The sequence below is a fragment of the Bacillus sp. UNC41MFS5 genome (assembly GCF_000686805.1).
The window spans coordinates 17,646-31,084 of sequence record NZ_JMLP01000022.1 but is presented as its reverse complement, the minus strand read 5'-3'; the positions used below and the strand labels follow the sequence as shown (position 1 = coordinate 31,084).

The following is a 13,439-nucleotide window of genomic DNA, read 5'->3' as shown; positions in this document are numbered from 1 at the left end:
CCATCTAAATAAAATATAGGCGCTGATTCTTCAACTCTTGAAAATGAGTTAACCTTTAAGTTATCTGGGGTAGTAGAATAATAAATTCTGTCCCCCTCCCCTTTTCACTGGTCACTTGTATTTTACCTTTGAAAGAACGGACAATTTGAAAACTTACCATCATTCCTAGTCCTGTCCCACTCTCCTTTAAGGTATAAAATGGAGATCCAAGCCTATCAATTTGCTCTTTTGTCATACCAATCCCTTGATCCTTAATTTTAATCTTTATATATCCATCAACTGATGAACTACTTGTAATCCAGACAATTCCACCATCTGGCATAGACTCTATCGCATTTTTCAAAATATTTATCAATAATTGATTTAATTTTTGAGGATTAGCATAGATCCAACAGTTGTCATAAAAATTATATTTAATCTCCACATTATGATTCAGAGAGTAACTTTGAATGATGTTTACAACACGTTGTAACTGATAACCTACATCAATTCTTTCGCTGTTATTTATGGAGGGTTTTCCAAAAGATAAAAAATCATTAATAATTTCATTTGCACGATCTAGTTCTTCGATAGAGATTTGAATATACTCCTTTTTTTTCTTTGGCAAATCAGGCTCGTTTAGAAGTTGCAGAAAGCCACGAGTCACTTGCATCGGATTTCGAATTTCATGAGCAAAAACACTTGTTAACTCACTTATTACTTTTAATTTCTCAGAGTTTTGCATCTCTGATCGAAGCTGGTGAATCTCCCTGATAGCTTCGTATAACACAGTGAAGAACCAAGTAGCGGCCACTCCAAAGAGAAGATGAATAATCTGTACTTTAAGATAATCTATTGAAAAACCTCTTAGAATACAAAATAAAGTAAAGCCTATAAGACAGTAGTAAAAGGAAAGCCCAACCGCAATTTTAACCCTTTTATCTTTTTTTGAACTTGCAAACGATTTTTGAAAAAACAATATAACAGGCAGTGCTAATAATAAGACAAAAAACGTATTATAAAATCCTAAACTGATTCCAAAATAAAGTCGATAAAGTATGATCAGCGCTGATAGGAAAATGCCTGGCCAAAAACCGCCGTAAAGCGTCCCTAATAATAGAGGAATAATTCTTAACTCCAAGCGAGCATTTTGACCAAAACTCACTGGGAAAGACATACAAAATAATATGGATATGCCCCACAAAATGGACATTATTACTTTCTTGTTTTTATTGCTCTTTACCCTCTCCGTTATAAATGTAAAGTAAATAAAAATGGGTATTACCGTAAACGTAAGTTGCAGCAAAAAATCCTTTATTATACTCATCTTTGTTACCTTTCAAATTCTGTTCAATATCTGATTCGTGCAGAAAATATTGCTTTTCATTATATATACTTACTATCCGAAAAACATAATTATTTCATATTATACTTTAAAGTTATCATACTTTGTCTATTTTTGTATTTTCTTTAAATTACACTGTATTTAAAGGTTATTACAAGACCTCTTTTAGGTCAATACCGCCCCGTTTCTTGTATGAGAAAAGGCTTAACTTAGTACAAACGGGCACTCAAGTCCTTTTATATTAAAAAGAAGGAAAAGTATATTCATTTGAAGCAAAGATAAAGAAAATCTTTTTTTCATAAAACCTTACCTTCACTAATATTATAAACAGTAATTATTTTAAAAGGGGGTTCCATTTTATGAGTAAAGTTCAAAAGGGAAGAGAAAATTATGAAAGAAATAGATCTCAAAAAGAAGAGCAGTCTAATAATAGAACAAATTCTGAAGAAGCAGAACAAACACATGTTCATGAATTTTTGGCAAGTACCAAATTAGCTGAAGAAGGAGATGACAGACATAATCATCGTTTTGCAGGGGTTACAAGTGAAGTAATTCCAAAGGGTGATAGTCATGTGCATGTAATATTAACTAATACTGACTTTTTAGATCATCATCATGAAGTAGGAATACAAACAGGTCCTGCTATCCCAGTTGGCAATGGTAAACATGTACACTTTGTCAAAGGAACCACTACCCTAGATGATGGACATGTCCATAATCTAGAATTTGCTACTTTAATTGATAAGCCTCTAGTATAAGGTGAAAAGGTTACCTTTATGGAGGACAAGGGTGAGCACCTACTAGTGTCTCACCTTTTCTATCTCTCTACAATATTGATGTATCGCTCTGTTAATCTTTTTATTACAAACGCGATTGTGTTGGAGGCTTTTGTTTAATGTATCTAAAACTCATATATAATCAAACCACCACAAATAAAAAATGGTACAAGGAATACTTAAAAATAATCCAATCTTATAATTAAGAAAATGTATTCTAATCAAAATTAACATATTAAGGTCAAAAATTAACGACCACACAATTGTCCATCCTCTAAAGTAGTTAATCGCATTAAAATATTTATGTCCTATCCACTCAACTAGTGTAAATATTACAAGCCATATAAATGTATGGAAAATCTGTTTCTTAATAGAATCTGGATAATTTGATAAGTAAAGAAAAATTCCTGGAATCAAAGCCAAAAAAGTATAATAAAAAAAGGCTAAAGAATCCCCCATTATGCCATTTCTTGCTTTACACAAATGAAATTGACTATATCCAATTGCTCGTTTTTATAAATGGTATAATCCTAATATAATTCGTGGTTGAATTAGAACTAATAATTTCATCTAAAATACCATTTAATCCCGAAATTGTTGGGAAATATCTATACTTTCCGTTATAGTATGCGGTGTTATTATAAATAATCTTGTTAATCTTTCCACTGCCCTTCACTATCATTTTCTTTGCCTCCTATAATTCTTAAGAAAACTCTATCCTAACATTAAAACAAAAAAATCATATCACTTCTCAAATAGGTAAATAATACATGGGAGGTGAAAATATGGATACTGAAAAATTAAAACTTACATCTTCTGAAATTGGTTCCTTGTGGGGGGAATATGTAAACGGAACAGCGGTAGACGTAGTAAATAGATATATGTATTCAATTATTGAAGATGAAGCAATAAAAGCAATTTTTAATGATGCTCTCAAGACATTCGAAAAACAAAAGACACAAATTATCACCTTTTTTGAAAATGAGGGATTTCCTGTTCCAATTGGATTTAATGAATCCGACTTGTATTTAGGCAAACAGAGATTATTTTCAGATGCATTCTGCCTGAATTATTTACACATAATGACCTTACATGGATTATTAGGACATATCACTACATTAAGCATTTCTGTTAGAAAAGACTTAAGGGATTTTTACGACTCATGTGATAATGATGCAAAAAAGATGTTTCACCAAACGATTGAGTTATTGCTAGATAAAGGACTTTTTCAAAGAGACCCATTATATTATGCGGATGAACACCCTCAATTTATTTCAAGCAATGATTTCAAATTTACTTTTTTATATACCAATAACGATGCCATATTGCCGTTGCAATTCTATAGGGTCTCCCTTTTCAGTAGCCAAAATTCTTATGAATATTGGGGTTCTTGTCTCCTGAATAACCTAAAAATCAAAAAATCCCCAATCAAAAAACACCAGCAACTCAACCGTACTGATGTTTTTTGACATTTTATGAAAGTAATTTTCCTAAATAATACGGCATTTGGCGTCGCCACCAAATCCAATCATGGGAAACATCTTCGCCCCACTCATCAAACAATGCTGGAATTTGTTTTTCTTCAAAAGCTTTTTTTAATGTAAAGTATGAAGGCAGCCCATCCTGTTCCCAATCACCCAGCCCGGTACAAATAATGATATCTGCTGAACGATATCGGTCAATAAACCAGCCATTATTTTGATTCCATATGTAATCACTCGGTGAATTTTCGTATACAAGCGGATCATTTCCGTAATCCCCAAAAAAGAAACGTACATCGTAAACACCACTAAGTGCAACGGTTGTTTGAAAGACATCCGGATGTCTCAAGAAAAAGTTCAACGCATGATAGGCCCCCATACTACACCCGGTTGTCATCATTGGATCAAACCAACCTGTTTTATGTTTAATAAATGGAATAGCTTCAGAAATCACATAACGGTCATATGCTTCATGAGCTAATGCACGGTCATGCGCCGGTTTTGAGTCGTGCAGCCAACTTTCGCTATCGATGCTAGCCAATGTAAAAAACTGAACTTTTCCGGATTCAATAAAGTCATGACACACATCAATCATTCCAAAATCATAGTATTCAGTATGCGTCCCTCCAGATGAAGGAAAAACTACGATTGGCATGCCACTGTGTCCATATCTATTCAACCGCATTTCACGTCCTAATTCGCCACTCCAATGGTGTAACTGTTCTATATGCATATAAAAAATCTCCTATCCCTATACGTTTGCAATGCTGTAATTTTTTCGTTCATGTACAAAATGGACAATGTCATCCACTTCTTCTTGCGTATTTGCATTAATCGCATAAAATTGATTTCCTTGGAGTTCCGCAAACGCATCTGGCATGCGCCGTTCAAACTTCACACGGTCGCCAAATCGTTCATAAATAGCATTCGTATCATGTTTATACTCATACGCATCTCGCTGTGTTACACCGACACAAAACTGGTTTTCGGCATCGGACTCCTTAAATTCTCCTCCTGTCACAAGAGAAGCATACTGAGCAAATAAATCAATGGAGTACGCGAAATTGTACATATCAATCGTATAGCCGCCGGCCAAGCGGTTATTGTATTCAAGTGCAACATAATCCCCATTTTCTAATTTAAAAAACTCAATATGGAAAAAGCGTTCTTTCATACCAAAGGCTTTCACAATCGCCTTTCCATAAGTTTCGAGCTTTGGATCAATTTCTTTTTGAATCACATAAGCTAAATCCAATTGACCATTAACGAGTTCCAGTGTTGGCATATTATAGGTAAAGCTTGTTTGGAAAACAATGTTCCCTTCCTGATCCAATAAACCATCAAATGTACAAAGCACGCCTCCTTCGACATATGGCTCTAAGAAGTACACTTGTGCTTCTCCCCATTCTTCTTCAAAATGACGGACATCCTCTTCTGAACTTAATTTAAAGGTTGCAGCTGATCCAACCCCATTATCCGGTTTTGCGATAACTGGCAGTCCTAATTCATCAATGGCTTTAGATAAATCCTTTTTAGTTTTTACGATTCTTCCTTCTACAACAGGCACATTTGCTTCTTTAAACAGCTTTTTCATTTCAGATTTATACTTAACTTTTTTTATGTCATTCGTTTTATTGCCGTACACGTTAAATTGCTCACGCAACTGCGCATCAAGTTCTAACCAGTGTTCGTTATTGGATTCAATGCGGTCAATTGGACCATGTTTATAAAATAAAAATGCAACAGCACGTTTCACTTCATCAACATCTTCTAAATTATTAACACGATAATATTCTGTTAAGGAGTTTTGTAATTTGGAACCTAATTGTTCATATGGCTCTTCGCCAATTCCTAAAACATTGACACCTGCGTCTTTTAAACGATGAGCAAATGGCTGAAAATTACCTGGATAATATGGTGATATCAAAATATAATTCATAAAAAATCCTCCCATAATCAAATTCAGTCAAATATAAATATTCAGTTCATTCAAGACCACATCTCACTTACAAAACGTAAACATTCTGGCAAGTGTTTTGCCCAAGCTTTTTCATTATGTTCTTCATCCGCAAAAATATTTAAACGAATGTTATCAATTGGAACAGAACCTTTTAACAGTTGTTTATAATACTTAAGCGAACAATCGATATATGCCTGCTTCATATTCCCATACATCAATTGTCGATCGGCATCATCGCCTTCCTGAGTCCCAACTTGAATGTACACGCGTTGTTCAGGATCCAACTCTTTTCTAGCAATATAACTGTCAAAGGCTTTACTAGTAATCCAATTAGCTAAAGAAAAAATGCCTAAACCACCAATTTGATCTTTATATTCAATACCCATAAAAGCCGAAATATTTCCTCCAAGTGAACTGCCAATCACCGCTGTATGATATTTATCCGATTTAGTTCGGAAATGGTTATCGATAAACGGCTTCACGACTGTCATGACAAACTCAGCAAATTCCGCACCTCTACCGCCTAGTTCAATATCTTCAGGAAGTGGGCTTTCAGTAATTTTCCAAGGCGTATATTCATTAATTCGATCTTGTCCTGCGTTATCTATCCCAACAACAATCATCTTCGGTAAATCGGGGTTTTGTTTTATTGCCGGAATAACCTTCCATGAATACCCGCTATAAGCTTCACTACTGTAGAAAACATTTTGTCCATCATGCATATAGACAACTGGATAATTTTCAGCCTCATCTATATCATAATTTTTCGGCAATAAAACACGCACGCGACGAAATTCATTTTTATAAGACATATGTAATTGATGTGTTTCTAGTTTTAAATAAAAATAGGATTGATTCATTTTACCTTCCTCGCTACTTTGATATTATATTAAATATACTGAATAAATCTAATGTTCACAATAAAAACATAAGAAAAACAGGGCAAATAAAAACTTACATAAGTTAAAGGAAAAATAATCCTCATCCGGAGTAAAGATGAGGATTATTTAATAGATACTTTCACATTTTTAACCACAGAAACAAACTGCACCAACAATAATTAATAAAATAAACAACACTACGATGAGTATAAACTCACCGCACCCATGTGCAGGAAAACAATCTGTATATGCAGGTGCTGCATAAGAGTAACACAATGGAGGTTGAGGAAGAATATTTGCGGGAGCAGTAATCGGTATGGCATTAGTCATCGGTATGGCATTAGTCATTTTTTACACTTCCTTTCGAATGTATGGAGAGCTAATTTGAAATTACACTATATATTACACTCAGAGAGGAAATTGGAGCCCGTCTATATTATATATGGGCATGACATAGTAACGGTTACTTTTAGTAATGAAAAAACCATAGAGTGGCTATCTATTGATTTCAAAGGAAGAGGGTTAAAGCCCAACGAAATATCTAAATGCAGGCACCTTTGTAAAAAGGGTGCTTTTTTCAATTTGTCCTTTTGTCACGAAGTGTTCAAATCTTTTTGACTTATTATTGAACAGATTCATAAAGAACTCCAAATTTTAAATTTATGAATTTATAATAGCGATGTAAACAAGTTGATAAAATTGTTAATTGCTTATGATACTTATTCAATCATTCACTAAAGTGTAAATTGAAGAAAAATTGAAATCTAAAATCATTCACTGGAGGAAATTATAAATGAGTATGTTTTGTTTTCAATGTCAAGAAACCGCAAAAGGAACAGGTTGTACAGTTGTTGGAGTATGTGGAAAAAAAGATGATTTAGCAAATATGCAAGATTTATTGATTTACACGATTAAGGGAGTAGCGATTGTGAATACAATGGCTCGTGAAATCGGTATTAATCAAAAGATAACAGATCAGTTTATCGTAAATGGTCTTTTTATGACGATTACAAATGCAAATTGGGATAAAAATGAATTTTTTAATACAGTAAGAGAAGGTTTAAAGCTCCGGGAAGAAATTAAAGCGGCAATCAGCAATGCAGGGTACACTTTAGACAATAATAGCGATTTTGTCACATGGGATGCTGAAACCAATCATCAGCTTGAAATGAAATCTGCTTCTCAAGAAGTTAGTATTTTAGCGACAAGAGATGAAGATATTCGTTCATTAAGAGAGTTAGTGACTTACGGTTTGAAAGGAATGGCTGCCTATTTAGAGCATGCGGCAAATCTTAGCTATGAAAATGACGAGCTAGATGCGTTTATGCAAAGAGCACTTGCAATGATCACAGATGATTCAGTAAGTATGGAACAATTGATTGAACTTTCTATGGAATGTGGAAAGTACGGCGTTCATGCCATGGAGCTTTTAGATACAGCAAATACATCGACGTATGGTCATCCTGAAATGACGAAAGTAAACATTGGTGTACGTCAAAATCCGGGAATTCTAGTCAGCGGTCATGACCTAAAGGATATGGAACAGTTATTAAAACAAACAGAGGGCACGGGAGTAGATGTGTATACACATAGTGAAATGCTTCCAGCGAACTATTATCCAGCATTTAAAAAATATGATCACTTTGTCGGTAACTACGGAAATGCATGGTGGGAACAAACTCGTGAATTCGAGAGCTTTAACGGTCCGATTTTAATGACAACAAACTGTATTGTACCACCGAAGGCATCTTATAATGGAAGAATGTATACAACTGGGGCAACTGCTGTTGAGGGTGTAACACATATTCCTAAAAATGAAGATGGTACAAAAGATTTCTCCGTTATTATTGAGCATGCAAAGAAATGCCAGTCGCCAGTAGAAATTGAAACAGGTGAAATTGTTGGAGGATTTGCGCATAATCAAGTGGCTCAAGTAGCTGATCAAGTGGTAGAAGCAGTGAAAAACGGTGATATTAAACGATTCTTTGTCATGGCTGGCTGTGATGGCCGCCATAAGAGCAGAACTTATTATAAAGAGTTTGCCGAAGAACTTCCAAAAGATACGATCATTTTAACAGCAGGTTGTGCAAAATATCGATACAATAAGCTAGATTTAGGTGATATTAACGGAATTCCAAGGGTACTTGATGCAGGACAATGTAACGATTCCTACTCTCTCGTCATGACTGCATTGAAGCTGAAAGAGGCATTCGGATTAGAAAGTGTAAATGAATTACCGTTATCTTACAATATCGCATGGTATGAGCAAAAAGCGGTTATCGTTTTCTTATCTTTACTTTACTTAGGTGTGAAAAATATTCACGTTGGACCAACATTACCAGCTTTCTTATCACCAAACGTAACGAACTTCTTAATTGAGAATTTTGGTGTAGGCGGTATTTCGAATACAAAGGACGACTTGGAAATGTTCATGAACAGCTCTATTGAAATTCAAGAAAGTACATTAGTTTAATAATAATTTAGGGTCCTGATTGGGATGAAGGATAAAACAAATGATATAGGGAGAGCCTCAGTGGCTTTCCCTTTATTTTATCAGTTTCATTTAATTTAATTAAGATGTTAAGGGGAAAACATTGATACCATGTATCTGAACAATAATTGAACTAACCGGTGTAGTTAGCAATAAAACAGCGGCAGCTAGGACATACATTTATTATCCATCCTAGTCCACCACTGTTTTTATTTTTGGTGCTTGTCTATAAAAATATAGTTGTTTTTTTCATCAAACCGATTATGTTACAAACTGGGGAGATTGGGTTGCGTTCATCCTCCAAAAGGAAACAACCTGTTCCGTATCTGCCACCATCCCAAAATAGGTATCCACGGTTTTTAAGGTCATTTCGTGTTCTTCCTTCGAAAAAGCCGCGCAGGCATCTTTCATGAGCACAATCCGATAATCCAGCATAAACCCGTCTCTTGAAGTTGATTCCACGCAAAGATTCGTACTCACACCGGTAATAATTAGGGTTTCACTCTTAAGAGTTCGCAATATGGATTCCAGCATAGTATGAACGAACCCACTGTAACGATGTTTCTTAACGATGATGTCATTAGACTGTGGCTCAACCTCGTAAAATTCCGCTCCCCAGCTCCCCGTCTTGCAAATCGGATTGACACCATCCGGAAAACGGGAAAGCCAAACCTCAGAATCAGTTGTCTTATCATGATTCGTCTGCAGGAATATGATTGGAACGGAGTGCTCTCTTGCCGCATCCAACATGCTGTGCAAGTTCAGCATCATTTTTTTGACCGAGCTAACGTCACTTCCGCTTTTGGCAATCGCTCCATCGGGATGGCAATAATCGTTTTGCACATCCACGACGATGAGAGCCGTGTTCTTACCCTCCAAGTTCTTTTTTAGTTTTTCCAACCACTTCACCCCCTTTATCATGCTTAGTATCCCAATCCAAAACAGTTAATATTACAACAAGCGTATTAGGTCTATTCCCCCGTTAAAATGCTATCACCATTCACTCCCCTGAATGTAGCCGGTAGTATGCCTAACTTGATTTTTTACTCCGACTACCGCTATTGTACCTGTATTATTACTGATTATTAAAAATGAAAGGACCTAGGTTTGGAACAACTTTTTTAAGGAGAAGTTAGTAAATGTAATTAATTATTTTTTGATAGCCAACGGGTAAAACGATAGCGACTAATAAACCAATAGTAATTGAAGAAGTTGATAAAAAAATGAATTTCCGAAGTGATATATCATTCCTCTTAAAGCCGATCACGAATACCTTCATCATAAAAAAGATAGTAATAAATATTATTATATCTGAAAACACACTTGCTAAAATTACCTCCATTGCGTACCTCTTTTCACATTAACTTAACGAGTTACCCGCACTACTAATTTTTATCCATATTATAACAAAAATATCAAAATTCTTCTTCTACTAACCTGCCAAGTTAGTAGACTTAGTACAAGAAGAAAGCCGCCAATAATTGATGGCAGCTGGGACTTTTACTCTTGCACCCTTTTGTTGAGCATGAACTATTTTACTTCTAAGGAGAAAGAATAAAAAGCATCGCCATGAGATAAATTCTCTTCCTTTTCATCCATCCACCATACTCCATAAGAGTAATAATAGACCCCTTTCTGTATAGGTGCTGAAAAATTATTATCCTTAACAACGATTTCAGTTTCTTTGTTATTACTTATCTGTATAACATGGAATTTATTTGGTTTTGGATTATAATCCATCAGGAAAGTTATATTCTCTCCAGATTTTACTTCTATTGGCTTTTTACCTTTTAATAGCTCAATTGGGCCAACAGTATCAACGCAATCACCTTTTCCATTCTCTTGCCAACAATAAGTACCAAGTGTAGTTTCAAATCTTTTATTATTGATTTCTATAAATGCTTTAGGAGGCTTTCCTCCTGACAATCCATTATTTGAACAACCAATTATGGTAAGTCCAAAAAGAGCTATTAATATTAAAAACCATTTCTTCATACACATTCCCCCTTTTATGTATATGACGAACTAGTTTGTATTAAGTTCCAAGACAGTATTTGGATCTGAAAGATGTGACGAATGGTTAAAGCCCCAAAAGTAAACTAATCACAAACAGGATATGATCGTAACCTGTGAATAATCCATGAACCGGATATATCGTAAATTTTATGTAAATTAAGAAAATTAGAATAAAATAACTCATTCCACTAATTTATTGGTTTAGGTAAAAAGAAATATTTCGTGGTTAAAAACTCATTATTAAAGTATTTTCTTCAACTATTTGGCAGATTTTTAATTAATCAAGAACTAACAAAAAAATGGATTCAACTCCCTTAATGCCATTGTAATTAATATTATTTGTGAACAGCATTCTCTTAAGCCCCTTCTCAACTAACTTAAGTACACTTTTTCACAAACTCATACAAAAGGACTGCTTTCATCCCGAATTTGTTCATTCAAAATTGGTAAAAATATTACTACTTTCGTGCCTAATCCTTCTTTGCTTTTTATCTTAATATCACCTTTGTGTAGTTGTACAATATTTTTGGCAATATTTAGACCCAAACCAGAACCACCAGTTTCACGACCTCTTGCTTTGTCCACTCGATAAAAACGTTCAAAAATATTCTCTATTTCATTTTCGGGGATTCCTATTCCATAATCTTTTATACTGATTATTGCATGTTGGTGGGTTCTTTCTATGAAGACTTCAATTTTATCATTGCTATATTTCATTGCATTATCAATCAAGATGATAATGACTTGCTTTATCTTTAACTCATCGGCATAAATAATGATTGGATTTTCCTCAAAACGCAGTAATATCTCCCTTTTATATACCTCTTTAAGTTGTTTTAGTATGTTTTCGGATAAAGTTACTAAGTCGATTTTATTTATTTCTAATATATTTTCATTTTCTAAGTTAGCTAGATCCAGAAAAGTATCAGTCATTTTTTGTATTCTAGTGGCCTCTGTATGAATGGCATAGATAGCCTCTTCTGCTATATCTTTATTTTCTATCCCTTGCCTTTTTAAGAGATTTGCATAGCTCTTGATGACGGTCAATGGCGTCTATAATTCATGTGAAGCATCAGAAACAAACTGTGCTTGTTTGGCGAGATTTTCTTGAATCCTAATGATCATACGATTAAACGTATTCGCCATTGTATAGAGTTCATCCTTCGTTTCATTTTGGATGATAATTTTTTTCGGAACACCGCTTTTTTCAATTTCTTCCATGGTGTTAATCATATTGGATATAGGTTTCATTATCATATTTGCTAACCATCTTCCTCCAAGTATAGACAATATAGCTGCTAATAGTGTACAAAACCCTAATATCCCACGGAGAATTTCTTTTCTCGTTTCTAGACCTGATAACCGTTCTCCAATCTCCAAACTCACGTTATTTCCATGTTTAATCGGTAACCGAATAATTAAAACCTCCTCTTCTCCGTTTTCTGCCGAAATCAACCGTGTTTGGGATTGCTTTTTCGTGGTGTATTTTCCTTTCATTTTTTTCGAGAGTAATTGGTCATTAGTTACTTCATGAACAACCTTATTTTTCGGTTGAATCATTCTTATAAATGAATGGTCATTTAAATTCTCCTTTAACCGTGCTTCAACATTACTGGAAGACGGATTTGAACCAATTTCTGTTAGAATATCCTCAGCTTTTTGAAGGAGAACCTTTTCTTCCATATTTACTGTTGTTTTCATAAATAGAAAGAAGACCGCAAAATTAATAATCATTAAAATGCAAAGCATCCAGACAGTGGTTAAAAGATTAATTTTTGTCGTAATCTTCATCTTTTTTCTCCTTGATGGTGTAACCAATCCCTCGAACCGTATTAATTAATTGGAAAGAAAATCCTTCATCCATCTTTTTTCTTATTTGCCTGATAAAAACATCAATGACATTCATTTCACCCTCGTATTCATATCCCCAAACACTCATAATGATACTATCTCTTGTTACTACTTTGTTTTTATTCAATACCAAATAAACCAGTAAATCATACTCCTTCGGTGTGAAGGTGATCAATTGTCCATCCCTTGTTACTTCTCGTGTGTCTGTATTAATAACTAAGTCCTCTACTGTCAATAAGGGTTGTTCCATCAAAGATTCCTCTTTATCATAATTTCGTAGACACGAACGAATCCGAGCTAACAATTCTTCAATTTCATAAGGCTTTATGACATAATCATTAGCTCCATGGTCCAAACCTGCAACTTTATCAAATGTTGTATTTCGTGCTGTTAAAAGAATAACGGGTGTTTTCTTGTTATCCTTTCTATAACGTCTTAATACCTCTATTCCACTTACTCCTGGCAACATTACGTCTAATAGGATTAAATCCACGTCAGTAGTTAAGGCGGTTTCTAAACCTGATTTACCGTTATGGTCTACTGTTACCTCATAACCTTCAAACTCAAGCTCCATTTTTAATACACGTGCAATTTGAGTCTCATCTTCAATGAATAAAATATGTGTTTTCATAGTCCTTAACCCTTCCCCTTAATGTGCC

12 protein-coding genes and 1 pseudogene are annotated in these 13,439 nt (G+C 34.5%); 3 read left to right on the top strand and 10 right to left on the bottom strand.

Annotation, left to right across the window (positions count from 1 at the left end; translation table 11 throughout):
* Positions 1 to 55 precede the first annotated feature (55 nt).
* On the bottom strand, positions 56 to 1,306 hold the full coding sequence (locus BR30_RS0112750) for an ATP-binding protein (protein ID WP_081825435.1): 1,251 nt from the start codon (positions 1,304 to 1,306) through the stop codon (positions 56 to 58).
* A 377-nt stretch (positions 1,307 to 1,683) separates the two neighbouring features.
* On the opposite strand from BR30_RS0112750, the gene BR30_RS0112745 reads away from it, so the two are divergent.
* Together BR30_RS0112745 and BR30_RS33380 are read left to right on the top strand one after the other, a co-directional pair.
* Complete coding sequence (locus tag BR30_RS0112745) at positions 1,684 to 2,082, top strand: YmaF family protein (protein WP_026565354.1); 399 nt, start codon at positions 1,684 to 1,686, stop codon at positions 2,080 to 2,082.
* An 803-nt stretch (positions 2,083 to 2,885) separates the two neighbouring features.
* Positions 2,886 to 3,389 (top strand): annotated as a pseudogene (locus BR30_RS33380) (DUF3231 family protein); the annotation flags it as partial.
* Between the two features lie 184 nt (positions 3,390 to 3,573).
* Here the strand turns inward: BR30_RS33380 and BR30_RS0112725 are convergent.
* The 4 genes from BR30_RS0112725 to BR30_RS38850 all read right to left on the bottom strand — a co-directional run bounded on the left by BR30_RS0112725 (position 3,574) and on the right by BR30_RS38850 (position 6,698).
* Positions 3,574 to 4,314, bottom strand: a complete 741-nt coding sequence (locus BR30_RS0112725; protein ID WP_026565351.1) for an esterase family protein — start codon at positions 4,312 to 4,314, stop codon at positions 3,574 to 3,576.
* An 18-nt stretch (positions 4,315 to 4,332) separates the two neighbouring features.
* A complete protein-coding gene (locus BR30_RS0112720; protein WP_026565350.1) occupies positions 4,333 to 5,520 on the bottom strand; it encodes an ATP-grasp domain-containing protein in 1,188 nt (395 codons plus the stop codon).
* A 50-nt stretch (positions 5,521 to 5,570) separates the two neighbouring features.
* Complete coding sequence (locus BR30_RS0112715) at positions 5,571 to 6,401, bottom strand: alpha/beta hydrolase (protein WP_026565349.1); 831 nt, start codon at positions 6,399 to 6,401, stop codon at positions 5,571 to 5,573.
* A 168-nt stretch (positions 6,402 to 6,569) separates the two neighbouring features.
* Entirely contained in the window at positions 6,570 to 6,698 is a 129-nt protein-coding gene (locus tag BR30_RS38850; protein WP_442852977.1) for a YjcZ family sporulation protein, read from the bottom strand.
* 523 nt (positions 6,699 to 7,221) lie between these two features.
* Between BR30_RS38850 and hcp the strand changes: the two genes are divergently transcribed.
* A complete protein-coding gene (gene hcp / locus BR30_RS0112705) occupies positions 7,222 to 8,895 on the top strand; it encodes a hydroxylamine reductase (protein WP_442852976.1) in 1,674 nt (557 codons plus the stop codon).
* A gap of 279 nt (positions 8,896 to 9,174) precedes the next feature.
* Here the strand turns inward: hcp and BR30_RS0112700 are convergent, their stop codons facing one another.
* The 5 genes from BR30_RS0112700 to BR30_RS0112680 form a co-directional block, all read right to left on the bottom strand.
* Positions 9,175 to 9,792 carry a cysteine hydrolase family protein gene (locus BR30_RS0112700; protein WP_442852973.1) on the bottom strand — a complete coding sequence of 206 codons (618 nt, stop codon included), beginning with the start codon at positions 9,790 to 9,792 and terminating at the stop codon, positions 9,175 to 9,177.
* A gap of 651 nt (positions 9,793 to 10,443) precedes the next feature.
* Positions 10,444 to 10,908, bottom strand: a complete 465-nt coding sequence (locus BR30_RS0112690) for a hypothetical protein (RefSeq protein ID WP_035445504.1) — start codon at positions 10,906 to 10,908, stop codon at positions 10,444 to 10,446.
* Positions 10,909 to 11,328: 420 nt separating this feature from the next.
* Positions 11,329 to 11,976 carry a sensor histidine kinase gene (locus BR30_RS38680; RefSeq protein WP_331280788.1) on the bottom strand — a complete coding sequence of 216 codons (648 nt, stop codon included), beginning with the start codon at positions 11,974 to 11,976 and terminating at the stop codon, positions 11,329 to 11,331.
* Between the two features lie 6 nt (positions 11,977 to 11,982).
* On the bottom strand, positions 11,983 to 12,720 hold the full coding sequence (locus tag BR30_RS38675) for a HAMP domain-containing protein (protein WP_331280787.1): 738 nt from the start codon (positions 12,718 to 12,720) through the stop codon (positions 11,983 to 11,985).
* A complete protein-coding gene (locus tag BR30_RS0112680; RefSeq protein WP_026565344.1) occupies positions 12,698 to 13,411 on the bottom strand; it encodes a response regulator transcription factor in 714 nt (237 codons plus the stop codon). Before BR30_RS0112680 ends, BR30_RS38675 begins: the two co-directional genes overlap by 23 nt.
* Positions 13,412 to 13,439: the final 28 nt, after the last annotated feature.